The sequence below is a fragment of the Novosphingobium sp. B-7 genome (assembly GCF_000410615.1).
Classification (GTDB): Bacteria; Pseudomonadota; Alphaproteobacteria; order Sphingomonadales; family Sphingomonadaceae; genus Novosphingobium; species Novosphingobium capsulatum.
Genome location: NZ_KE148326.1, coordinates 1 through 22,692, shown reverse-complemented (window position 1 = coordinate 22,692; position 22,692 = coordinate 1). Strand labels below are relative to the sequence as shown.

The following is a 22,692-nucleotide window of genomic DNA, read 5'->3' as shown; positions in this document are numbered from 1 at the left end:
TCGTGTAGCAGGAGAGCTGTTGCGCAAAATTGGCCATTCACTATGCTGGAGTTGTATAAAAACAAACACAGGGGAGAGTGATGCCCAGCGAGCATCCTTCGCATCCGGCCTGGGCCGGAGAACGCGATGCCGCGCGCGATCTGGCGCGGAAACTGGTCGTGGCCGGTGAGCCATCGTTCGACGATCTGTGGAAGTCCTTCCACTACGATCCCGATCGGGCCGAGATCACGCTGAACGGCCAGCGCATGGTGCTGACCGACAACAATGCCTTGGGGATCATGCGGCGCGAGCTGGTGTCCTCTTTGGGTTATGACAAAGCGCGCGGGCTGGTGACGCGGATCGGGTACGGCATCGGTTCGGCCGATGCGCAACTGGCACTGGACCTGCGCAAGGAAGATGACATTTTCGCTGGCTTCGCTGTCGGGCCGCAGCTTCATGCGCTCAAGGGATCGGTCAAGGTCGAGCCGCTGGTGTTCGAAGCGGATCGCAAGACCGGCCATTTCTACAGCGAATATCATTGGCACAATTCTGCCGAATGCCTGTCGCACCGGCAGGAGCTGGGCATCACGCCCTATCCCGGTGGCTGGCAGCAGGTGGGCTATGCTTCGGGCTATGCTTCGGCGTTTTTCGGGCGGGCGATGATCTTTCGAGAAGTGCAATGCGTCGCCATGGGGCACGATCGCTGCTTCCTCGTCGGCAAGGCGGCCGAGCAGTGGGAAAACGCCGACGAGGAAATGCGCTGGTTCCGCGCGGAAAACTACGCACAGCGACAGGGCGGGGTGGCGGCGGGAAAGCTGCTACCCGATGAAGACCTGCGCATCGGCCAACGCTCCATCGTCGGCGCCTCCTCGGCGTTCAACCTGGCGCTTCACCTCGTGAACAAGGTGGCGAGAACCGATGCGCCGGTTCTGTTCACCGGCGAAAGCGGCGTGGGCAAGGAGGTGTTCGCGCGCGAGTTGCACAAGCGCAGCAACCGTGCCGATGGTCCGCTGGTGTCGGTCAACTGCGCCGCCATTCCCGAAACGCTGATCGAGGCGGAATTGTTCGGCGTGGACAAGGGGGCGTTCACCGGCGCTACGGCGTCGCGCCCCGGTCGCTTCGAGCGGGCCGAAGGCGGTACCCTGTTTTTGGACGAAATCGGCACCTTGTCGTTCGCGGCTCAGGCCAAATTGCTGCGCGTGCTGCAAGAAGGCGAATACGATCGCGTGGGTGGAAGTCGGCCGCTGCGCACCAACGCCCGGCTTGTCGCTGCAACCAATGCGGATCTGCACCGGGACGTGGCAAACGGCACGTTCCGGTCAGACCTGCTGCACCGGATTTCCACCTTTCCGATCACGATCCAGCCGCTGCGCCGGCGCCGCGCCGATATCCCGCTGCTGGCCAACTATTTCCTGCGCAAGATGTGCGCCAAGCACGGGCGCACCCAGGTGGCGTTCGACGATGCGATCATTCGCCATTTCCTGGAATACGATTGGCCGGGCAACATTCGCGAGATGGAAAACCTGATCGAGCGGGCGGTGATCCTGGCCGACGATAACGAGCTGATCGGCATCCACCACGTGACGATGACGGCGCAATCGTTCGACGGCGGACACAGCGATGGCGACGGGCGAGCCGGTGAGCCATTTTCCGCCTATGTGATGGATCGCATTCGCCGCGGGGCGTCTGGCCTGCCCGAAACGTCCGATAGGATCGATGCCCTACTGCTCGATGCGCGCCTGACCCGCGACGAGGTGGTAGACCGTCTGATCGGCGCAACGCTCGTGGCCACCAACAACAACGTCACCGAAACGGCGCGGCGCCTTGGCATGACGCGCTCGCAGGTCAACTATTGGTTGCGGGGCCAACGCAGGGCATCGTCACAGTTGGCCTGACAAAGGCGCATCATGGCCCCAATCGCGATATTTGCGGCGCACAACCTCGGTCATGCTGGCAATATCGGGCGAAAGATCGCCCACGCGGTGGCTCATGATGATCGGCGATGTCGCAGGCTCGGCCAGTTCGCGAAAGGCAATATCGTGGCTGCGCGCGCGGCGCACCGACTCAGGGACGATGGCCATGCCTTCCTCCGCCGCGACAAGGCCAATGGCGATCTGGAGTTCGCGCGCCTCGTGGACGATGCGTGGTTCGATCGCCTGGTCGCGGAACAGCGATAGAACTTGGTCGGCATAGCTTGGGCGCGGAGAGCGCGGATAGAGAATCTGCGGCTCGTTCGCCAGGTCGTGCAGCGAGATCGGCCCTTCACCCCGCGCCAGGGGATGGTCGACCGGGAAGGCGGCGATCAACCGCTCGTTGTGCAGAACGATGCGGCGTACGGCCGGATCGTCGAAGCGGATGCGACCAAAGCCTACGTCGATGCGCCCGTCCTTCAACTGTGCGATTTGTTCGAGCGTCGTGCTTTCGACCATCACGATCTCGACATCTGGCGCGACCTTGCGGAACTCGCGGATCATTTCGGGCAGCCGGGCATAGATCGTGGAGGCGACAAACCCGATGACGAACCGCCGCCGGCGGCTGGTGGCGGCGGTCTTCACCATCGTGTCGACATCCTCCATCCGCGCCAGCAATTGCACGGCCTGGGCATGGAGCAGGCGACCAACCTCGGTAAGGCGCAGCGGCCGCATCGTGCGATCCAGCAAGGGCGCGCCGACATGGGCTTCGAGCTGTTGGATCGCGCGCGACAATGGCGGCTGGGCAATATGCAGCCGCTCGGCCGCGCGGCTGAAATTGCCTTCGTCGGCAACGATCACGAAATAGCGCAAGAGGCGCAGGTCCAGCATGGTTCATACCTATCAGGTATAGAGATTAGACCCAATAGATGTTGGATTGCTTCCGGCGCAAGGCTTATCGATCATTGAAATTCTGCTGTTTGGGGCAATTTCTGCAATGGCAACGCTGAGTCGGGCTGATACCTTCATTGTCGATGTGCCGACGATCCGCCCGCATGTCCTGGCCATGGCGACAATGCATGCACAATCGATGGTGATCGTGCGCCTGACCGACGCCGACGGCATCGAAGGCGTGGGTGAGGGCACGACGATCGGTGGTCTCAGCTATTGCCCGGAAAGCCCCGAAAGCATCAAGTCGGCGATAGACACCTATATCCTGCCCGTGCTGAAAACCTGCGATATCGCGCAGGTCGGCGCGACCATGGCCAAGGTTTCCGCCAGTGTGCGCGGCAACCATTTTGCAAAATGCGCAGTGGAATCCGCCTTGCTCGACATCGCAGGCAAACGCCTTGGCGTGCCGGTCTCGGCGCTGATTTCCGGGGGCGCGCGGCGCGATCGGCTGCCCGTGGCCTGGACCCTGGCCAGCGGCGACACCGGGCGCGACATTGCCGAGGGTGAGGAAATGCTCGATCGGCGCCGGCACCGCATCTTCAAGCTCAAGATCGGCAAGCGTGCGGTGCGCGACGACGTTGCCCACGTCGGTACGATCTGCAAGGCGCTGGGCGATCGCGCCAGCATTCGCGTCGATGTGAACCAGAACTGGTCGGCAACGCAGGCCAGCCTGGGCATGGCGATGCTGCACGATGTGGGCTGCGATCTGGTCGAGCAACCGACCGCGGGCGATGACATCGCGGCGATGGCCCGCCTGACCGCGCAGCAGACGATCCCGCTGATGGCCGACGAGGCCTTGCACGGGCCGCGCAGCGCACTGCGCATCGCCTCGGCCGGCGCGGCCGATGTGTTTGCGCTCAAGATCGCCCAATCCGGGGGGCTGTTTGCTGCGGCCGAAGTTGCGGCAATCGCCGCGGCCGCAGGCATCGGTCTCTATGGCGGGACGATGCTCGAAGGCAGTGTCGGTACGGCCGCCTCGGCCCATGTCTTTGCCACCGTCCCGCATCTGGCCTGGGGAACCGAGTTGTTCGGCCCGCTGCTGCAGACCGAAGAGATTCTGCGCGAGCCGCTCGACTATCGCGACTTCTCGTTGGGCGTGCCCGACGGGCCAGGGCTTGGCATCGCTTTCGACGAGGACAAGCTCGCCTTCTTCCGGCGCGACCGCGACGGGCCGCGTCTTCATCCCGTCAGTGCAGGAGCCTGAAACCCATGCTGTTCATGGTGGAAATGGACGTCAACATTCCGCTGGGCTTCGATGCTGACGAGGCGGCGCGGATTAAGGCCGAGGAAAAGGCCTATTCCCAGCAGCTTCAGGCGGCAGGGACCTGGCGCCACATCTGGCGCAAGGTGGGGCTTTATTCGAACGTCTCGATCTTCGATGTGGAGAGCAATGCCGCGCTGCATGACACGCTGATGGCGCTGCCGCTGTTTCCGTTCATGACCATCAAAGTGACCCCGCTGTGCCGGCATCCCTCGTCGCTCCACGACGACGATCGCTGAGCGCAGCGTACGAAAACCGGGCATAAAAGACATCCAGGAGAGTGAACATGGACACCAGCTTCGTCAAATCGCCAGAAGTCCAGAAGCTGCTCGATCGCGCGGCGGGCATCGAGGAAAGCGGTGGCAACCCGCGTCTCAAGGCTATCATGCGCGACCTTATCGAAAGCGCCATGACCGTGATCGTCAAGCATGACGTGTCGGAGAGCGAATTCTGGCTGGCCGTCAAGTATCTTGCCGAAGGTTCCGGCGAACTCGGGCTGATCGTTCCGGGCATCGGGCTTGAGCATTTCATCGACCTGTTCCTGGATGCCAAGGACGCGCAAGCCGGGCGGGTTGGCGGCACACCGCGCACTATCGAGGGGCCGCTCTATGTGGCGGGGGCGCCGCTGGTGGAAGGCGATGCCGCGCTGACGGTCGATCCCGACGAAGGCGCCCACACCCTCTACATGAACGGCGCGGTGACTGGCCCCGATGGCGAGCCGGTGGAGAATGCGATCGTGCATGTCTGGCATGCAAACAGCCAAGGGTGGTATTCGCACTTCGATCCAACTGGCGAACAGACCCCGTTCAACAACCGCCGGCGCATCAAGCTGGGCAAGGACGGGCGCTATGCGTTTCATTCCAAGCAGCCGAGCGGCTATTCGGTGCCGCCCGGTGGCGCAACGGACCAACTGATGCAGGCCTTGGGCCGGCATGGCAATCGCCCGGCGCACGTGCACTTCTTCATCGAGGCACCGGGCTATCGCACCTTGACCACCCAGATCAATTTCGGCGACGACCCCTTTGCAGCCGACGATTTTGCCTTTGGCACGCGCGAAGGCCTGCTGCCTGTGCCCAATCGCCAGGGTGATGCGGCATATATCGCGTTCGATTTCCAGTTGCAGCGAGCCAGCGATGCCGAAGACGAGGGTTTTTCCGCCCGCGCCCGTGCTGCTGCCGAACCGGTGGATGCGGCATAACGCACCGCCAGGGCGGATAACGCGCATTCTTCGGCTAAAGGTTTCGATACGACATGGACAAGATCTACGCCAATCCTGCCGCTGCGCTTGATGGCCTTCTGTTTGACGGGATGACCATCATGTCGGGCGGGTTCGGGCTTTCGGGCAACCCCGAAAGCCTGATCCCCGAAATCCGCCAAAGCGGGGTCAAGGATCTGACGATCATTTCCAACAATGCCGGTGCCGATGGCTTTGGCCTGTGGATGTTGCTGGAAAGCCGGCAGGTGAAAAAGATGATCTCGTCCTATGTCGGCGAAAACAAGTTGTTCGAGAGCCAGTACCTGTCTGGCGAACTGGAACTGGAACTGAACCCGCAAGGGACGCTGGCCGAGCGGATCCGCGCCGGCGGCGCGGGCATTCCGGCCTTTTACACGAAAACCGGGGTCGGCACTGTCGTGGCCGAGGGGAAGCCGGTGGACGTGTTTGAAGGCGCCGAATATGTGCGAGAGACCTGGCTGCGGGCGGACCTCTCGATCATCAAAGCCTGGCGGGCGGACCCCGCGGGCAATCTCATGTATCGCAAGACGGCGCGCAATTTTAACCCCAACATGGCTACGGCCGGCAAAGTGACCGTGGTGGAAGTGGAGGAAATCGTGCCTGAAGGGACGTTCGACCCCGATGGCATCCACACACCGGGCATCTACGTCGACAGGATCGTCCTCGCCACGATCAATGAGAAGCGCATCGAGAAGCTGACCACGCGTCAGCGGGAGAGTGCATGATGGCCTGGACCCGCGACGAGATGGCCGCCCGCGCCGCGCGCGAACTGCGCGACGGATATTACGTGAACCTGGGCATCGGCATTCCCACTCTGGTGGCCAATCATGTGCCGCCCGGTGTGAACGTAACGCTGCAGTCTGAAAACGGCATGCTGGGCATCGGACCTTTTCCCTATGACGGGGAAGCAGACCCTGACCTGATCAATGCCGGCAAGCAGACCGTTACCGCGCTCCCGACCAGCAGTTTCTTCTCTTCGGCAGACAGCTTTGCCATGATCCGGGGCGGCCACATCGACATGGCCGTGCTTGGCGCGATGGAGGTCTCGGCCCAGGGCGATCTCGCCAACTGGACGATCCCGGGCAAGATGGTGAAAGGCATGGGCGGCGCGATGGACCTGGTTGCGGGGGTCAAGCGTGTGGTCGTGGTCATGGATCATGTTGCCAAGGACGGCAGCCCCAAGATCCTGCCTGCCTGCACTTTGCCGCTCACCGGCAAGGCGGTGGTGGACCTCATCATCACCGATCTCGCTGTTATTGCGGTCGATCGCGGCAAGGGCGCGCTCACCCTGATCGAATGCGCAGCGGGTGTAACCGAGGAGGAGGTGCTGGCCAAGACGGCGGCGCCCTTGGCGCTTTCCCTGACCGCGTCAGAGCACGCACCGACCGCATCAAAGGAATTGGCATGCCGTTCCTAGCGCGCCCTGGCGCCCGGCTATACATCAAGCACGACGGGCGCGATCAGGCGCCCGGGCTCGTTCTGCTCAACAGCATCGGCACCGACATGGACCTGTGGGACGCCGTCCTGCCGCATTTGCGCGATCGCTTCGCGCTGCTGCGGATCGATACGCGCGGCCATGGCGCTTCGCTGGCCGATCCGGGGGACTACAGCCTGGCGCAATTGGCAGACGATGTGCTGGCCGCAGCCGACGCCGTTGGATTTGCGCGCTTTGCCGTGGCGGGTGTTTCGCTCGGCGGGATGATCGCCATGGAACTGGTGCTGCGCGCGCCGGGCAGGGTAAGGGCCTTGCTGCCGATCTGCACTTCGGCAACGATGGACCGCGCCGCGTGGGACAGCCGCGTTGCCACCGTGCGCGAGCAAGGCATGGCCGGAATCGTCGATCTGGCGATGGGGCGTTTCCTGTCCGATGCTGCCGATCCGGCCATCTATCAAGCGGTGCGGCGCCAACTGCTTGCCATGGACGCGCAAGGCTATGCCGGCTGTGCCTGCGCCATTCGTGACATGGCCCTGGCCGACCGGCTCCACACCATCGCCTGTCCGACGCTGGTAGTGACCGGCACGCGCGACACCTCGACGCCGTTCGAGGGCCATGGGGAACACCTGGTTGCGCACATTCCCGGCGCGCGCCATGTTGCGCTGGCAGCGGCGCACCTGGCCCCGCTAGAGGCGGCAGAGCCGCTGGCCGCGACCATCGCCGCCTTTCTGGAAAGCTGATACCGCATGCCCGATGCTTTCATCTGCGACGCCATCCGTACCCCCATCGGCAAGCTCAACGGATCGCTTGCCACCATCCGCGCCGACGATCTGGCGGCTGTGCCGCTCAAGGCGCTGATGGCGCGCAACCCGGGGGCAGACTGGGCGGAACTGGACGATGTGCTGCTTGGCTGTGCCAACCAGGCGGGCGAGGACAATCGCAACGTGGCCCGCATGGCCGTGCTGCTGGCGGGCATGCCCGAAACGGTGCCGGGGGTTACCGTCAACCGGCTGTGCAGTTCCGGTCTCAACGCGCTGGGCATGGCAGCCCAGGCGATCCGTGCGGGGGACGCGGATTTCCTCATCGCGGGTGGCGTCGAGAGTATGACGCGCTCGCCCTACGTCATGGGCAAGGCGCATAGCGCATTCGCGCGCGACCAGAAGATCGAGGACACCACGCTGGGCTGGCGCTTCATCAACCCCGCGATGAAGGCGGCCTATGGTGTGGATACCATGCCGCAGACGGCCGAGAACGTCGCCGAGCAATGGCAGATCAGCCGCGAGGACCAGGACCGCTTTGCCCTGGCCAGCCAGGAAAAGGCACATCGCGCCACGGCCAGCGGGCGCTTTGCCGCCGAAATCGTGCCCGTGGCGATCCGGCAGCGCAAAGGCGAGCCGATCCTGTTCGATGCAGACGAGCATCCGCGCGCCACGACGCTGGAAGCGCTCGCCGCTCTCAAGCCCGTTGTGAAGCCTGGCGGGACGGTGACGGCGGGCAATGCATCGGGCCTCAACGATGGCGCCGCAGCCATGCTCGTTGCGACAGAGGCAGCGGCTGTTGCGCATGGCCTGACACCGCGCGCCCGCGTCATCGGCATGGCCGCCGCCGGCATCGCGCCGCGCATCATGGGCGTCGGCCCGATCGAGGCGGCGCGCAAGGTGCTGGCCCGCCACGCGCTGCGGATCGACCAACTCGACGTGATCTAACTGAACGAAGCCTTTGCCAGCCAGGCGATCGCTACCTTGCGCGATCTTGGCATCGATCCGCTCGATCCACGCGTCAATCCCAACGGCGGGGCGATCGCGCTGGGTCACCCACTGGGCATGTCTGGTGCACGGATCGCGATGACCGCAGTGGAGGAACTGCACCGCAAGCAGGGCCGCTATGCCCTAGCGTTCCTGTGCATCGGCGTGGGGCAGGGGCTGGCGGTTCTGCTAGAGCGTGTCTGAGCGGAATACCGGCAAGCGCTGAAAAGTGCTAATGTGAAAAGAAAATCCACCCGCTTGATAAGCCGGTATATCCGCTTCTTGCCGATGCTCACGCATCGCTTCACCTCGGCGATCCGCAGAAGCCGGACATATTCCTCCGACGATCGCGTCATTTTGAACTCTTGCGATCGCGGCTTCGCGGGCGCGGACGAAGCCGCGATCGCTGTCCAGAGAGGCGGATATGGGTCTGTGGCGAGAACGGTCTGCGGTCGATCCTGCCCGGATCGAGCAGGGCCTTGTTACGGTCCTGGCCCATCACAAGGCTACCGAGGCAAGCTTCGCCAAAGGCTGGCCAGGCTTCTCCCCCGCCTTCTGCGAGCCGGGTCAGAAGCCAGACCACGTAAGGTCAGGACCTGGGGCAGGGGCTTCTGGAGCGCCATGAAGCTGGCGCCGGATTACTGGTCGGTGATCGCCGAGGACGAACGAACCGCCACGCTCGTTGCCCTGTTCACCGGCTTCATGGACATCGGCGAGCCGTGCGATGAACGCGACGACGCCAACACAATCCGCGATGAGCACGCAGCCCTCATACCCTGCGCCCTAGTTGGAATGCGCAAGCTCGCGCTCATGCGCGAGGACAAGAAACCCGCTCTCCGCGCCATGCAGACTGGCAAGACAGGTCGAAACGCGGCTGGGGCATGAAGTACAAGCGCTGCTGCGCGGCAGCCCGACGCCGCGTCAACGCCGCCCTCCGTTGGCGCTTACTATGAAACACCAGAAACATGCACTGCCCCGCCAAGTGAGAGCAAGCATTGCCAGGGCCGTTTGGCCCAATGCGGTGGTGCATAGCGTGCAACTCCGATCGACCCACGCAGCGCGATCTGGTCAGAGCCGGGCTGACAGTTCCTTGAGAAGCGCCAGGAACAGATCGCGATGCTCTGGCCCGATGATGCTGTCGATCCTGGCGTTGTGGGCCGCTGCCTTGAGTTCCAGCTCGGCGAGTTGGGCCTCGCCAGCCGCGCTCAGTTTGAGGCGGAAATTGCGGCGGTCGATCTCGTCGCGCTCGCGCTCGACCAGCCCTGCCTTGCCGAGTTCACGCAAGGACGCGGTCAGGGTGGATTTGTCGCGCCCGCTGGCCGCGCTCAGTTCGGTCTGGTTGATGCCGGGGTTGTCGTAAATGATCCGCAGCAGGGCATACCAGCCCGGCCAGATGCGGATTTCGCCAATGCTGCGGGAATAGGCGGCAAACGATGCCTCCTGCGCGCGGCGCAGATGATAGGCGATGACGTCGTCGAGCCCGCGCGTCCATTGCCTGTCTTCGGTAGCTACGGCCGCTTCACCGCGCCGCTTCTTACCGGCCATGGACCACCGCTGGCGTGACCCGCACAACGAGCGCCGAATCAACATGACAGCAACTACATCGCGGCATCAATGGTCCCAAATCCGGCAAACGGTCCGGATCGGTCGCACGGCTGGCACGGCGGAGTCAAGCTTGGCGGAAATGCCGAGCAATCACCGGGATGGCACATGGCGCACGATCAGGGCAATCGCTGCCAACACCACCACCATCACCCCTGCGATCGCCCAGTGAAAGCCGGCCATGCCGAGCGCGCCAACCACCACTGCCCCCAGCAACGCGCTGGAAATCGCGCCAAGCCGGCCAATCCCGGTTGCCATGCCCACGCCACGCGCGCGGGTTGGCGCCGGATAGATGTTCGACGCCAAGGCATAGAGGCTGGTCTGGACCCCGTTCACGCAGCCGCCCTCGATCGCGATGAGCGCGAATGTCGCGGCAAGCGGCAGGTGTACATTGGCCAGCAAGGCCAGGGTCGCAGCCGCGCCAACCGCCACCAGCGCCATCGCCGCCATCACCCAGCGCGAGCCGAAGCGGGCCATCAACGCGCCCCCCAGCAGGGCTGTGACAACCCCGCCCATGTTGAACGCCGCCAGACCTTCAGCGGCCTGCGCCACACTCAGACCGCTCTCTGCCAGCAGCGTGGGCAGCCAGTTGAACGCGGCATAGACGGACACGAGGGAAAAGAAGAACGCCGCCCACAACAGCATGCTGTCGGCGCGCAACGCCGGGGCCCAGACGGCCGACAGCGGCGCGGCAGCACCATGCGATCGGGCTGCGGCGCGTTCGGGCAAAACCGCATCGCCCAGGCCCATCCGGCGCAGGCTGCGCAAGACAACCGCGGGGCTCGCGCCGTTCGAGAGCAGGAACGTCACGGATTCCGGCACCGCCAGCATTAGCAGAAGTGCCAGCGCCAAGGTGCAGGCGCCGGCCAGCACAAACAGTGCCTGCCAGCCCATCACGGGCAGGATCGCCGATGCCGCCATGCCGCCAACCACGCCGCCCAGCGGCACGCAGACGATCGAGAGGATGACCGCCAGGCTGCGATGGCGCGCCGGCGTAAATTCTGCGGCCAGCGCGGCAACAGTGGGGAAAGCCGCCCCCAGCCCGAGGCCGGCGGCAAATCGCAAGCCTGCCAGTTGCAGCGGCGTGTGGACAAAGCCGATCAGCAAGGTGCCCGCACCAAACAAGGTCGTGCTGGCCACCAGGGCAGCCTTGCGACCGAACCTGTCGCCCACAACGCCGCCGCTGATCGCCCCGATCAACATGCCAACCTGCGCAGCCGCCAGCGCGCTGCCCAGCGCCGCCTTGGGCAGGCCCCAATCCCTCATCAGGCTGGGCAAGGCAAAGCCCAAGGATTGGTTGTCAAACCCATCCAGCAGGATGGTGAGCGACACCAGCGCCAGCAGCAGCTTTTGCCGCCAGCCCCAGGGTCGGTCATCAATTACCCCCGCAACGGACGAAGGCGCCTCTCCCAACGCCATCAGCCCAGCCTCGCCTCGACGACCACCGCGCGGCGCTCGTTCTTCAACACGGCGAAAGCGTCGCCCAGCACGGTGGCAAGGTCGCTCTCGCGGTCCACGACGAAACTGGCCGCACCGCCCGATGCCGCTGCAATCGCGCCGTAATCAGGCGCTGGCGTAAAACTCAAATCAAGGTCGGCGGCCTTGCTGGCATGCCCATCGGGATGAACCGCAAGCGCTGAATGGCGCGGCGCATTCCAGCCGTCATTGTTCAGCACCACTTGCAGGAAAGGCGTGGCATAGCGGCGCGCAATCCAGTGCACGCTGGACGGCACGGTAAACATATAACAGCCATCACCCGACACGGCGATCACCGTCGCTTCGGGATTGGCCAGCTTTGCCCCGATTGCCGCGCCGCCGTTCCAGCCCAGCGATCCGCCGCCGCTGGCAAACATGCTGCCAGCACGCACGGGGGCCAGATGATCGAACACCGGCTGATAATTGGTGATGCCTTCGTTCATCACGATGGTCTGGCCATCGAACTGCTCGCGCAGGGCCGCCATCAGGCGGGCGATCGTCAGCCCCTCGCCCGCGAACACTTCCTGCGCGACGCGGGCGCGACGCGCAGCACTGCGCGCGGCATAGTGCCCGGTCTTTTCGGCCAAGGCAGCGGCATCCGTGTCCAGTGCCGCTGCTGCATCGCCGATGGCCTGCAAGGCTTGCGCGGCATCAGCGCGGAAACTGCGGTGCGGCTCGATATACCATAGCGGCATCTGCTCCTTCAGCGGGTCGATGTCGATGTGATAGATTTCGGCCGCTTCGGACGGGGTGTTCTTGATCGGAATCCACGGCACGTCGCAGTCTACCACCAGCACCAGATCGGCAGCGGCGAGATCGGGGTTCTGCTCGGGATTGTTCCAGTAGTTGCCAAGATAGAACGGGTTGTTGTGCGGCAGGTTGACGTAGCTGGGCACCGATTCCACCACGCCCGCACCCACCTGGGCACACAACGCCGCCAACACGTCAACCGCTGCCGGATTACGGCCGAGATAGGACGTGACGATCAACGGGCGCTTCGCCTTGACCAGCCGCTCGGCCAGAAAGCGCGCATCCTGCGCTGCCAGCGCGCAGGGCGTCACCGGCTGCCAGCGTGCCATGTCCACGCTTACCGGCTCGCACGGCGCCTCCAGCACTTCGCGTGGGGCCATCAGATAGACGGGGCCCTTGGGGTCAGACCTGGCAAATTGCATCGCGCGATGAACCAGTTGCTTGACGTTTGCGCCGGTGCGGATTTCGTTGTCATAGCGCATGTAGCCGCGCACCAGCCCGCGCTGGTCGTGGACATCCTGAATCCACTGGATGAACTCGTTGCGGCTGCCGAGCATTTCCCCGTCCTGGGTAAAGGGCGAAGAACCGGCGAAGATCAGCACCGGAATGCGCGCCTTGGCGGCATTGTGCACCGCGCCAGCCAGGGCCTGCGTCCCGCATTCGACGTGGATGATGACAGCCTGCGGCTGACCACTAATCTGGGTATGGCCATGGGCAATGGTCAAGGCCACCATCTCGTTCGGGCAGGTCACGATGGTCGGAACGGCCCGCCCGTTTGCGCGCGCTTCGGCGATCGCCTCTACCAGCCCCGGATGATCACTACCCAGATTGACGAACGCGTGCGTGATGCCTTGCTCGACAAGGGCTTCCAGAAAGGCAGTGGCGGTGGTGTACATCACGAACTCCGAACGATGTGGTCGATGCTGCGCAACAGCGCGGTGCAATGGGCAAGTGCGTGCGTCGTCATGCCGTGGCGGTGGGCTGCGGCCAGCAAACCACCCTGAATGGCATCGACTTCGGTGGGGCGGCCGGCCTCCACATCCTGCAGCATGGACGGCTTGTGGGCGCGGTGATGGGTCATGGCAAAGGCAACGGCTTGGCGCACTCTCTCACCGTCGACCGCCACGTCGTTGGCCAGCGCGATGGTGATTCCTTCCGCCACCACCTGCAACGCGAGATCACGAGCGGGCGCGAAGTCACCGACCTCGCCCACTGTCATCCGCGTCAGGGCGCAGATACCATTGAGCGCAGCGTTGAAAATCACCTTTTCCCAGATCGCGACCTTGACCGAAGGCTCGGCGCTCGCGCCAAGGTCCGCCTCGGCCAATGCGGCGGCAACCCGGTGAATGGCGGGGGTATCCGCGCCTGTCAGGCTCCAGAACTTGACCATGCCATGGCCCGCCACGTGGATGCGCCCATGGCCGAGCAAATCGGCCGGCCAATTGGTAATACCCACCAGCACTCGATCAGCGCCGACAACGCCTGCAATCGCGACACCGTTGCCCAGGCCGTTCTGCAGCGTGAGCACCAGGCCATCGGGGCGCAACGCGCCAGCGTTCTGTACCATGGCAGCGGCGGTATGCTGGGCCTTGGTGAACAGGATCAGCAGATCAGTCTCACCCTGCGCCACGCCGGGCAACGCCGCCGCGCAACGGGCGGGGATGTCGTTTTCCCAGACGCCATTGGCGGCAATGGCCGCGACCCGCGCGGGGTCTGTATCGACGAACACCACCTGATGGCCGGCCCGGGCCAAGCGCCCGCCAAACAGGGTGCCCATGGCGCCTGCCCCCACAACCATGATCTTCATGCCGGCGTCTTTCGGATAAGGGCCATCACCACCCGCTGCCCCACTGATAGGGCATGTCCTGGCGGATCACGTTGATCTCTTGGATCTTGCCGTCGGCGATCTTGAAAACCTCCTGGATCAGCGTGTCGTGCGGGCGGCTGAACAGCGGCACAACGGACTGCGGGCCGCCGGGAACGGCCCCGGTGATCGCGGCGCTGGCCTTGGGCTTTGACACCTCGATCACCATGGCGCCGACCACGATGCCGCGTTCCACATCGACGATGGGGAAGCGGCGCTCCTTGATCTTGTCCATGTAGGTGTAGTCGCTCATTACGTTGCAGGCCCAGGTGTTGCCCAGCGGGTTGAGCGAGGTCTGGTTGCCGTTTTCATAGCGCCGGCACCCCAGGGCAGACTGCACCCCAGCCCCATCGTGGCGCTGCAAACCCTCGAAATAGCTGTCGGCAATGGCGATCAGTTGCGCGCGGGTGGAACGGCTCTGCTCCGGCAGAATCTGCTCGAAATAGGGGTTGGGCGCGGCAAGGCCCGGCACACCGCCAGCAGGCCGGTCGCCGATCACCTGCTCGATCTCGGTGATCTGGCGATTCTTCACCGCCAGCCGCAGCCAATAGGCGCCGCGGCCACCCGCCTCAGTCGCAACGCCCAGCATGGCGACCTGCCCGGTGGAAGGATCGGCCAGGATCTGGCGATAGGTGATACCGTCCACCAGCTTCCAGAAATAGTCCGATTGGGCGGGCGATACCCGGCCGTTGACGGTTTCCCTGGCGCCGGCCGCGATGGGCTGGCCAGCGCGATCGTGCGTGGGAATGGCGTCGATATAGCTTTCCATCATCGCGATCAGGCAGGCCCGGTCACACGATGCGGCAGGCGCGGCCTGCAGGGGGGCCACTGTGGTCAGCGCCATCGCGCCGGCCAGCGCGAGACTGGCGATTGAAATCTTGGTCATGGTCGAAGCTCCCCATGCGAAAAAGGCTGGCGCCACAAAGGGCGCCAGCCAACAGGGTCAAAACTTGAAGCGAATGCCGGCGGTCATATAGAGCCCGATGACATCATAGAACTGCGACAGGGTGGAAGACGGGGCAATGCCAAAGGTGGTGGCACCCAGCGGCGGGGCCTTGTCAAACAGGTTGTTGGCCGAGGCAAACACATCGACCCCCTCCAGCTTGCCGCCCAGGTGATAGGTGACATTGAGGTCGGTATACCACACCGCGCCGATATGGTTGTTGGCCACGAACGAGGGCGTATAGGTGCTGTCGATCGCGCGGCTGCCGATCAGCCGTTCTTGCACCAGCACATTCAGCCGGCCAAGGTCGATATCGGCGCTGGCCGTGCCCTGAAAGGGCGTTTGGCTGGCGCGATCGATCGGCGCGGAACCCGGCGTCGTGGTTTGCAGCTTGGTGACGTAGGACGCCAGCGCCCGCAGCGAAACCCGGCTCGGCTGGCCGAACACCGTGCCGATGCCAAAGCCATAGTTCATTTCGACATCGAAGCCGCGCGTCTTCAACGTGGCAAGGTTGAGATTGGGCGTGGAGATCACCGAGATGGCGCCGCCATTGCGTGTGATCAGCGCACACAGGGCCGCATTGCCCGCGGCGCACTCATCCACCGTCTGCTGGTTACTGAGGCGGGTGATCGCGCCATTGATGCTGATGTCGTAATAATCGACCGATGCGCTGAAACCGCGCCAGAAGCTGGGGGTGAGCACCGCACCGATCGTGATGGTGTTCGATTTTTCCGGCTTCAGGTTGGGGTTCCCGGGCAACTGGATCGTCGCCGTCGCCGAGGCATTGGCATTCTGGCGATCGATTACCGTGGCAATCGTCTGCGCCTGAGACAGGTAAAGTTCGCCGAGGTTGGGCGCGCGAATATCGTGCGAGACCGTGGCACGCAGGCGCAGATCGCTTGACGGCGCATAGACCAGGCCCGCCTTGTAGGTCCACACCGTGCCGGCGTTGGAATAGTGCGTGACGCGGGCCGCGCCGTTCAGTTCAAGTGACTTGGCAAAAGGCTTGTCGGCCAGGAGCGGAATCTGTGCTTCGGCAAAGGCTTCGTCCACCAGATAGCTGGCATTGACCGGCGAGGAGTTACCGAGGAAATAGCCGCCCTGGGTGCCCAGCAGGCTGCCGGGAAACCCTTGCGCGCCATTGCCGGTCTGGGTGATGGTGGCGAGCGAGGGCACCACTTGCTTCAGGCCTTCGCGGCGGTGTTCGGCGCCCACGGCCACCTGCACCTTGCCGGCGGGCAGTTCCAGCGGCGACCCACGCAGCGTGGCCGCCAGTACATCCTGCGTGACAGTCTGGTTGGCATAGGCATTGCCGGCAATATACTGGCGCGCCGCGGCCGACGGGGTGCCGGCGCCAAACAGGTTGATGGGCACGCAGCCATTGCCAGGATTGCTGAGCGTCGAGCGGCAGACGATCTGGTTGGTGGCCGGGTTCACCACCGCATCAACCGCGTTGTAGAGATTGGCTGTGATGATGCCGTTGGCGGCGGTAAAGTTGCCCTGCGTGCGGCCATGCTGGAAATAGGCGTCCCAGTTCCAGTTGGCACCGATGCGGCCCCGCGCGCCAATGACGCCGCGCACCACCTCGGTTTCGACCTGCTTTTGGTAGACCCCAAGGTCAATGTTGTAGCGGCCCATCTTGAAGCTGCTGCCAGGCGCCATTTGCGAGGCGATGCTGGCCGGCAGATAGGCATTGTCGGCAAAGATCGTGTAAGCCGTGCCGTTCACGCCATAGCTGTTGGCACCGGCATTGTTGGTGATGTAGGTATGGGCATAGTTGCCCTCGGCGAACACCTCGACGCTGTCCTTGTCGCCATAGGCAACGTGGACAAAGCCCACCTTGGCATCCAGCGGCGTTTCCAGCGTGCCGGTTCCAACCGGACTGGCGCCATCCCCGCCCGACATCGAACCCGACGTGCGGTTCGTGCCAAAGGTGAACGGCGCGGTTGCCCCGTTCGGCAGGAACTGCGTTCCCGCCAGCGGGCCCGACACGATCAGACCGCCCGTGGTGGCATAGGGAAACACCACGTTGTTGGCCACGATCAGCGTGGGGTTGGTGGGCGATGCCGGATTGGCTGGCGACACATTGGGGTTGTTGACCAGGAAGCTGCCAAGACGCTGCCACGCGCGGTTCTTGCCGCCGATGTTGTAGCCTTGGGCGCCAGTGTCCTTGGTGTAATCAAAGCTTGCAACGACGCGCAGCTTGCCATCCAGGAACGACGTGCCGCCGGCGAGCGAGAGACGGGTGGTCTTGCTGTCCCCGTAACGGCTGATGCCTTGCGAGGCGAGGCCCTTAAGCCCGGTAAAGCGATCGTCGAGGATGAAGTTGGTAACGCCCGCGATGGCGTCAGAACCATAGGCCGCCGACGCCCCACCGGTCACGACTTCCACGCGCTTCATCAGCAACTGCGGGAACAGGTTGATGTCGACCGCGCCGGCATCTTGCGTCGACACGAAGCGGCGGCCATCGAGCAGCACGAGATTGCGGTTGGTGCCCAGGCCGCGCAGGTTGAGGTAGCTGTGCCCGGCGTTGGCTGCCGCACCACCCGCCGTCCGCGAGTTGGACCCGTTGAAGCTGGGCAGTGACAGCACGCCTTCGGCCAGGCCACGCGGCGAGGCATCCTGCAGGCGGTCGGCCGACATCACGGTAACAGGGGTTGGCTGGGCATTGCCATTGCTGGCAACGCGCGACCCGGTCACGACAATCTCCTGCGCCACGGCCGCATCCTTGGCCGCCTGATCCGGCACCTGGTCTGCCGCTTGTGCCTGCGCCGACGCGGCCCACAGTCCCGCTACGATCATCGCGGTCACGCTCGCCGATATCCGTGCATCCATCCCTGCAAGTCTCATTTTTGCTCTCCTCCAGGCCGTCGATTCGTTCACGGCCTTGGCGCGCTGATACAGCATTTTAGTTTGACGACAAACTAATTATGCCCCAAGCTGTCAGCCGGAAAGTTTGAGGAGAAGATCTGGTGACCTTTACCCGTTTGAACCCGATCACCGGCGAAGTGGCATCAACGGCGCGCGCGATGACAGCAGCCGACGTGCCCGCAATTGCTGCGGCCGCAGCGGCCGCACAGCCCGCGTGGGCCGCGATGGGCCCCAATGCGCGGCGCACGGTTTTGATGCAGGCAGCAGATGCCCTGGTGGCGCGCAAGGATGATTTCATCGCCGCGATGATGGCCGAGATCGGGGCAACCGCTGGCTGGGCGGGCTTCAACCACATGCTGGGTGCCAGCATGATCCGCGAGGCAGCGGCCCTCACTACGCAAATCGCGGGCGAGGTTATTCCCAGCGACAAACCGGGTTGCCTGGCGATGGCGCTCAAGGAGCCGGTCGGGGTCATCCTCGGCATCGCCCCCTGGAATGCCCCGATCATTCTGGGCGTGCGCGCGATTGCCGTGCCGCTGGCCTGCGGCAATGGTGTGATCCTCAAGGCGTCGGAACAATGCCCCCGCACCCACACGCTGATCATCGAAAGTTTTGCCGCTGCCGGCTTTCCGGAAGGGTTGGTGCAAGTCGTCACCAACCGACCCGAGGATGCTGCCGATGTCGTTGGCGGGCTGATCGACGCGCCACAGGTCAAGCGCATCAACTTCACCGGCAGTACGGCGGTGGGCCGCATCATCGCCAAACGTGCGGCTGAAAACCTCAAGCCGTGCCTGCTCGAACTCGGCGGCAAGGCGCCATTCGTCGTCTGCGCCGACGCCGACCTTGACGAGGCGGTCAAGGCCGCCGCGTTCGGCGCCTATTTCAACCAGGGCCAGATCTGCATGAGCACCGAGCGGATTATCGTAGTCGATGCCGTGGCCGATCAATTCACCGCGAAATTCGCTGCCAAGGTCAAGAGTTTGACCGCTGGCGATCCACGTGGGGGCAAGACTCCATTGGGCGCCGTGGTCGATGCCAAGACGGTCGCCCATTGCCTCTCCCTGGTCGAAGATGCCGTCGCAAAAGGCGCGAACCTTCTCGTCAGCGGCGAGACGAGCCAGAACGTCATCATGCCCGCCCATCTGGTGGACAACTTGACCACCGACATGAAGCTGTTCCGCGACGAGAGCTTCGGCCCGGTCGTCGGCATCATCCGCGCCCGCGACGAAGACCACGCGATCGAGCTGGCCAACGACACCGACTACGGCCTTTCCGCCGCGATCTTCACCCGCGACGCGGCCAAGGGCCTGATGCTGGCCAAGCGCATCAAATCAGGCATCTGTCACATCAATGGCCCCACCGTGCACGACGAGGCGCAAATGCCGTTCGGCGGGGTAGGCGACAGCGGCTATGGCCGCTTCGGCGGGCGCCAGGGCATCGACAGCTTCACCGAAACCCGCTGGATCACGGTGGAAACCCTGCCCGGCCATTATCCGATCTGAGCGGAACCAGCGCGCCGATGCAGATAATGCTCGGTATTGGCGGGCCCGGCTCCCGAGCCGGGTAGCCGCGCCGGGCCATATGGCGGCCGTCGTCCCTCCGCTGGGCATCGCCCATCTTTGGGTTGCAAAAGCATGTGGTGTTCCGGCTTAGATGCACGCATCCGCGTAGCTGGGAGAGTGGCGCGATGCGTTTTGACAAACTGGATCTCAATTTGCTGGTCACGCTCGATGCGCTGATCGAATTGAAGAGCGTTTCCAGCACGGCGGAGCACCTGAACCTGACCCAATCGGCGGTCAGTGGGGCGCTCAAGCGGCTGCGTGAATATTTCAACGACGAGCTTCTGGCGAGAGACGGCCGCAGCATGGTACTGACCGGCAAGGCCCAGCAGCTTGCCCCTGCCATTCGCGCGATTCTGCTACAGGTGCGATCCACCATTACCAACCCATCCGAATTCGACCCGGCCACCGCGGTTCGGTGTTTCACGCTGGGGTGCTCGGACTATGTGGCGATGATCGTTGGCCACGACCTTGCGCTGCAGGTTCAAAACGAGGCGCCGGGGATCAGTTTCAAGTTCCTTCCCCCTGATATTAGTGCGCTGGAGATGTTCGAGCGAGGCGACATCGATCTTCTGATCGTTGCCGAAAGTTTCGCCAGGCCGGAACACCCGCGGCGCGTGCTGTTCGAGGATGACGCGCGGGCTGTCTGTTGGGCCGGAAATCCGACGATTGGCGATCGCATCACGCTCGACCAGTTCCTCGACATGGGCCATGTCTGTGCCGAATTCAGGGGCGTTTCGCACCCATCCGTGTATGAAAAGCAGTTGGCGGAAATGGGTATCCATCGCCGCATCGAGGTGTCGGTCGCCTCGTTCGCCATGGTGCCTTTTGCACTGGTCGGCAGCAGGCACATGGGTGTGATGCACCGCCGCCAAGCCGAACGGTTTGCATGCATGTTGCCTTTGAAGGTTCTGCCTTTGCCCCTCGCGCTCAAGCCCGTGGTCGAAATTGCGCAATGGCATCGTCACCGGACATCCGATCCTGGCCTCGAATGGCTGCTGTCCCGGCTCGAAAGGGTGTTGCACATGATGGATGACCATGCGGCATGAAGGCTGGCGCCATGCCGGCATCTATCATTTTACGTGATGTATCCGTACACGCCTTACGATTTTCCTGAAGTCTGGCTTCCTGACAAAACGCGGCCCGCAACGCGCGATGAAGCGCGGTGCCACCGTTCAGGAGAGCCCCCATGAATCACGCCCTGCTCATGCCGCCACCAGATTCACATGGCGTCGCGACCGATGGCTTTGGCGCACGGATAGAGCAGATACTGCCGCAGATCGCCGCCGCAGCTGCACAAGGCGATGAGCGCAGTTCGCTTCATCCCGACAGCATCGCTGCCTTGACCCAAGCAGGTGTCTTCCGCGCTCTCGTGCCGGCAATGTATGGTGGCGACGAGGTCGATTTCATCGAATTCCTCGCCGGCGTGCGGCGCCTCGCTGCGGTGTGCCCTGCTTCTGGCTGGATAGCTGGTGTGGTTGGCACGCATTCGCACGGGATTTCCTATTACGGCAAACAGGCGCAGGATGACATCTGGGCCGATGGGCCCGACACCCGCATCTGCTCGTCGTTCGCGCCGGTAGTCACCGCGCAGCCGACCGAGGGCGGCTATCTGCTTACCGGCGCATGGGACTTTTCCAGCGGTTGCGACCATGCTGCCTGGGCCCAGCTTGGATTTCGCGTCGAGGGCATTCCGGGCGTGTCATACCTTGGCCTGATCCCGCGCAGCGATTTCAATATCGTAGACAACTGGGACACGGTTGGCATGCGTGCCACTGGCAGCAAGCGGGTGGAAGTGCGCAACGTGTTCGTGCCGCAGCATCGCTGCTGGGGGCCAGGCATGTTCGCGCCGCCAGCAGAACCCGGTCTGCACGACCATTGGCTCTTCCGGATGCCATTTCTGGCCACTGCGGCCAACTTCGGCGCCGTACTGCTCGGTGCTGCGGATGGCGCCCTGGCTGCCTACCGCGAAAGTGTGCAGAAACGCATTCGCCCGCATACCGGCAAGCTGCGGATGGACAATCCCCTGTCATTCATCCGGCTTGCCGAAAGCCATATGGAAATCCGCGCTGCCAGTGCGCTGATCACCGCGCACTGGCAAGGCATTGTCGATCACGCCAAGGCGGGAACCCGTCCGGCGATGGACGAGGTCTTGCGCTCGCGTGGCGACGAAGCATTTGCCGGGCGCATGATCATGAACGCGGTTGACCGGCTGCTCGCCGCCGCTGGCGGAAGCGCGACATTCAAGTCGCGACCATTGCAGCGCTATTGGCGGGACATCCATACTGCCGGCAATCACATGTTTTTCGATCTCGAAAATCGCCTGGTCATCGTCGGGCGCCATCTGGTCGGCCTTGAGCCGGACCCCGACCTACTGTGATTGATGCGTTAAGTCTCACCGCAGCAATCACGCCGGCATCAGCACCACGGCCGATCTTCACAGCACGCCGTCGATCTCCAGTTCGACCGCACTCGCCTTCGAGCGCCGGCGCCGCTGGCGGCGCCATACCGCGCTCCTCGAACTGCTTGCGCAGCTCCCGGAGCTAGGTGAACAGTTGCGATGGGCTCAGCGTATGCCGGCGCGCCACCGCGCAAACCGTCTCGTGGCCTGAAAAGCTCCCGACCACGATCGATGCCTTCACTTCCGCCGGTCAATCCCGTCGGCGGCCTACGACAGTGAATACCTTGAAGCGCCGCACCCCCATAGCGCCAGCATCGTCACACGGCATCGTCATAGCACCTGTTCCCGTCGTTGGCCGACGCAGGAAGGATCATCGAGGCATGGCGGACGGACTACAGCGCCGTGCGTCCGCACGGCAGCCCTGGCGGGATGGCACCCGCTGAGTTTGCAAGCCCTCGCCAAGGCCATAAGGGCACCGGATCTAATTTATCGGCGGCCTAAGAACGGGAGGAGGGTCAATAATCTTAATTTCATCCCATAGAATTTATCAGAAGTTCGTTATTCAGTAGGAGAAGTAATAATACTCATATTTGTTATTTAATTTGCATAAAATTCAATAGATTTTATAATAATGGCAATGCAGTGGTTGTTACCAGAGACTTGAGGTTATTATGGTGCCATTAGGGCGTACTAAGAGCCCGATCCGAAAGT

19 protein-coding genes and 1 pseudogene are annotated in these 22,692 nt (G+C 63.6%); 13 read left to right on the top strand and 7 right to left on the bottom strand.

The genetic code is table 11. The features are described from left to right. Nucleotides 1-80: 80 nt before the first annotated feature. Entirely contained in the window at nt 81-1,874 is a 1,794-nt protein-coding gene (locus tag H926_RS0110380) for a sigma-54-dependent Fis family transcriptional regulator (protein WP_022676239.1), read from the top strand. On the opposite strand, the gene H926_RS0110375 is transcribed toward H926_RS0110380, so the two are convergent. Continuing rightward, complete coding sequence (locus tag H926_RS0110375) at nt 1,860-2,777, bottom strand: LysR family transcriptional regulator (protein ID WP_028657838.1); 918 nt, start codon at nt 2,775-2,777, stop codon at nt 1,860-1,862. The genes H926_RS0110380 and H926_RS0110375 overlap by 15 nt on opposite strands. Nucleotides 2,778-2,886: 109 nt before the next feature. Here H926_RS0110375 and H926_RS0110370 point away from each other — a divergent pair, with 109 nt between their 5' ends. The 8 genes and pseudogenes from H926_RS0110370 to H926_RS0110335 all read left to right on the top strand — a co-directional run bounded on the left by H926_RS0110370 (nt 2,887) and on the right by H926_RS0110335 (nt 9,400). Continuing rightward, nucleotides 2,887-4,044 carry a muconate/chloromuconate family cycloisomerase gene (locus H926_RS0110370; RefSeq protein ID WP_022676237.1) on the top strand — a complete coding sequence of 386 codons (1,158 nt, stop codon included), beginning with the start codon at nt 2,887-2,889 and terminating at the stop codon, nt 4,042-4,044. 5 nt (nt 4,045-4,049) lie between these two features. Then, nucleotides 4,050-4,340: a muconolactone Delta-isomerase gene (catC, locus tag H926_RS0110365; RefSeq protein ID WP_022676236.1), complete on the top strand. Its 291-nt coding sequence runs from the start codon at nt 4,050-4,052 to the stop codon at nt 4,338-4,340. Between the two features lie 47 nt (nt 4,341-4,387). Beyond that, complete coding sequence (locus H926_RS0110360) at nt 4,388-5,299, top strand: dioxygenase (RefSeq protein WP_022676235.1); 912 nt, start codon at nt 4,388-4,390, stop codon at nt 5,297-5,299. A gap of 53 nt (nt 5,300-5,352) precedes the next feature. Beyond that, complete coding sequence (locus H926_RS0110355; protein WP_022676234.1) at nt 5,353-6,060, top strand: CoA transferase subunit A; 708 nt, start codon at nt 5,353-5,355, stop codon at nt 6,058-6,060. Continuing rightward, nucleotides 6,060-6,752, top strand: a complete 693-nt coding sequence (locus H926_RS26825) for a 3-oxoacid CoA-transferase subunit B (RefSeq protein WP_051146326.1) — start codon at nt 6,060-6,062, stop codon at nt 6,750-6,752. Before H926_RS0110355 ends, H926_RS26825 begins: the two co-directional genes overlap by 1 nt. Then, on the top strand, nt 6,740-7,510 hold the full coding sequence (locus tag H926_RS0110345; RefSeq protein ID WP_022676232.1) for an alpha/beta fold hydrolase: 771 nt from the start codon (nt 6,740-6,742) through the stop codon (nt 7,508-7,510). Before H926_RS26825 ends, H926_RS0110345 begins: the two co-directional genes overlap by 13 nt. Before the next feature lie 6 nt (nt 7,511-7,516). Beyond that, a pseudogene (gene pcaF, locus H926_RS26820) lies at nt 7,517-8,719 on the top strand (3-oxoadipyl-CoA thiolase). A 417-nt stretch (nt 8,720-9,136) separates the two neighbouring features. Next, entirely contained in the window at nt 9,137-9,400 is a 264-nt protein-coding gene (locus H926_RS0110335) for a hypothetical protein (RefSeq protein ID WP_022676231.1), read from the top strand. 183 nt (nt 9,401-9,583) lie between these two features. Here the strand turns inward: H926_RS0110335 and H926_RS0110330 are convergent, their stop codons facing one another. The 6 genes from H926_RS0110330 to H926_RS26810 all read right to left on the bottom strand — a co-directional run bounded on the left by H926_RS0110330 (nt 9,584) and on the right by H926_RS26810 (nt 18,000). Beyond that, nucleotides 9,584-10,060 (bottom strand): MarR family winged helix-turn-helix transcriptional regulator, encoded by a 477-nt coding sequence (locus H926_RS0110330; RefSeq protein ID WP_022676230.1) that lies wholly within the window; start codon nt 10,058-10,060, stop codon nt 9,584-9,586. A gap of 150 nt (nt 10,061-10,210) precedes the next feature. Further along, nucleotides 10,211-11,536, bottom strand: a complete 1,326-nt coding sequence (locus H926_RS26815; protein ID WP_022676229.1) for an MFS transporter — start codon at nt 11,534-11,536, stop codon at nt 10,211-10,213. Beyond that, nucleotides 11,536-13,239, bottom strand: a complete 1,704-nt coding sequence (locus tag H926_RS0110320) for a thiamine pyrophosphate-requiring protein (RefSeq protein WP_022676228.1) — start codon at nt 13,237-13,239, stop codon at nt 11,536-11,538. The genes H926_RS26815 and H926_RS0110320 overlap by 1 nt, the downstream gene beginning before the upstream one ends. Continuing rightward, nucleotides 13,239-14,150 carry a ketopantoate reductase family protein gene (locus H926_RS0110315; protein WP_022676227.1) on the bottom strand — a complete coding sequence of 304 codons (912 nt, stop codon included), beginning with the start codon at nt 14,148-14,150 and terminating at the stop codon, nt 13,239-13,241. Before H926_RS0110315 ends, H926_RS0110320 begins: the two co-directional genes overlap by 1 nt. A gap of 25 nt (nt 14,151-14,175) precedes the next feature. Further along, on the bottom strand, nt 14,176-15,093 hold the full coding sequence (locus H926_RS0110310; protein ID WP_022676226.1) for a hypothetical protein: 918 nt from the start codon (nt 15,091-15,093) through the stop codon (nt 14,176-14,178). Between the two features lie 57 nt (nt 15,094-15,150). Then, complete coding sequence (locus H926_RS26810) at nt 15,151-18,000, bottom strand: TonB-dependent siderophore receptor (protein WP_148291707.1); 2,850 nt, start codon at nt 17,998-18,000, stop codon at nt 15,151-15,153. 122 nt (nt 18,001-18,122) lie between these two features. Here H926_RS26810 and H926_RS0110300 point away from each other — a divergent pair, with 122 nt between their 5' ends. The 4 genes from H926_RS0110300 (at nt 18,123) to H926_RS35555 (ending at nt 22,482) form a co-directional block, all read left to right on the top strand. Beyond that, complete coding sequence (locus H926_RS0110300) at nt 18,123-19,523, top strand: aldehyde dehydrogenase (RefSeq protein WP_022676224.1); 1,401 nt, start codon at nt 18,123-18,125, stop codon at nt 19,521-19,523. A 185-nt stretch (nt 19,524-19,708) separates the two neighbouring features. After that, nucleotides 19,709-20,629, top strand: a complete 921-nt coding sequence (locus tag H926_RS0110295) for a LysR family transcriptional regulator (protein ID WP_022676223.1) — start codon at nt 19,709-19,711, stop codon at nt 20,627-20,629. Nucleotides 20,630-20,769: 140 nt separating this feature from the next. Continuing rightward, complete coding sequence (locus tag H926_RS0110290) at nt 20,770-21,960, top strand: acyl-CoA dehydrogenase family protein (RefSeq protein WP_231627634.1); 1,191 nt, start codon at nt 20,770-20,772, stop codon at nt 21,958-21,960. Between the two features lie 360 nt (nt 21,961-22,320). Beyond that, nucleotides 22,321-22,482: an integrase core domain-containing protein gene (locus tag H926_RS35555; RefSeq protein ID WP_082209106.1), complete on the top strand. Its 162-nt coding sequence runs from the start codon at nt 22,321-22,323 to the stop codon at nt 22,480-22,482. The last annotated feature ends 210 nt before the right edge of the window (nt 22,483-22,692 follow it).

Coding starts and splice junctions, on each gene's coding strand:
- H926_RS0110380 (WP_022676239.1), top strand. CDS start 81: ATGCCCAGCGAGCATCCTTCGCATCCGGCCTGGGCCGGAGAACGCGAT.
- H926_RS0110370 (WP_022676237.1), top strand. CDS start 2,887: ATGGCAACGCTGAGTCGGGCTGATACCTTCATTGTCGATGTGCCGACG.
- catC (WP_022676236.1), top strand. CDS start 4,050: ATGCTGTTCATGGTGGAAATGGACGTCAACATTCCGCTGGGCTTCGAT.
- H926_RS0110360 (WP_022676235.1), top strand. CDS start 4,388: ATGGACACCAGCTTCGTCAAATCGCCAGAAGTCCAGAAGCTGCTCGAT.
- H926_RS0110355 (WP_022676234.1), top strand. CDS start 5,353: ATGGACAAGATCTACGCCAATCCTGCCGCTGCGCTTGATGGCCTTCTG.
- H926_RS26825 (WP_051146326.1), top strand. CDS start 6,060: ATGGCCTGGACCCGCGACGAGATGGCCGCCCGCGCCGCGCGCGAACTG.
- H926_RS0110345 (WP_022676232.1), top strand. CDS start 6,740: ATGCCGTTCCTAGCGCGCCCTGGCGCCCGGCTATACATCAAGCACGAC.
- H926_RS0110335 (WP_022676231.1), top strand. CDS start 9,137: ATGAAGCTGGCGCCGGATTACTGGTCGGTGATCGCCGAGGACGAACGA.
- H926_RS0110330 (WP_022676230.1), bottom strand. CDS start 10,060: ATGGCCGGTAAGAAGCGGCGCGGTGAAGCGGCCGTAGCTACCGAAGAC.
- H926_RS26815 (WP_022676229.1), bottom strand. CDS start 11,536: ATGGCGTTGGGAGAGGCGCCTTCGTCCGTTGCGGGGGTAATTGATGAC.
- H926_RS0110320 (WP_022676228.1), bottom strand. CDS start 13,239: ATGTACACCACCGCCACTGCCTTTCTGGAAGCCCTTGTCGAGCAAGGC.
- H926_RS0110315 (WP_022676227.1), bottom strand. CDS start 14,150: ATGAAGATCATGGTTGTGGGGGCAGGCGCCATGGGCACCCTGTTTGGC.
- H926_RS0110310 (WP_022676226.1), bottom strand. CDS start 15,093: ATGACCAAGATTTCAATCGCCAGTCTCGCGCTGGCCGGCGCGATGGCG.
- H926_RS26810 (WP_148291707.1), bottom strand. CDS start 18,000: ATGAGACTTGCAGGGATGGATGCACGGATATCGGCGAGCGTGACCGCG.
- H926_RS0110295 (WP_022676223.1), top strand. CDS start 19,709: ATGCGTTTTGACAAACTGGATCTCAATTTGCTGGTCACGCTCGATGCG.
- H926_RS0110290 (WP_231627634.1), top strand. CDS start 20,770: ATGAATCACGCCCTGCTCATGCCGCCACCAGATTCACATGGCGTCGCG.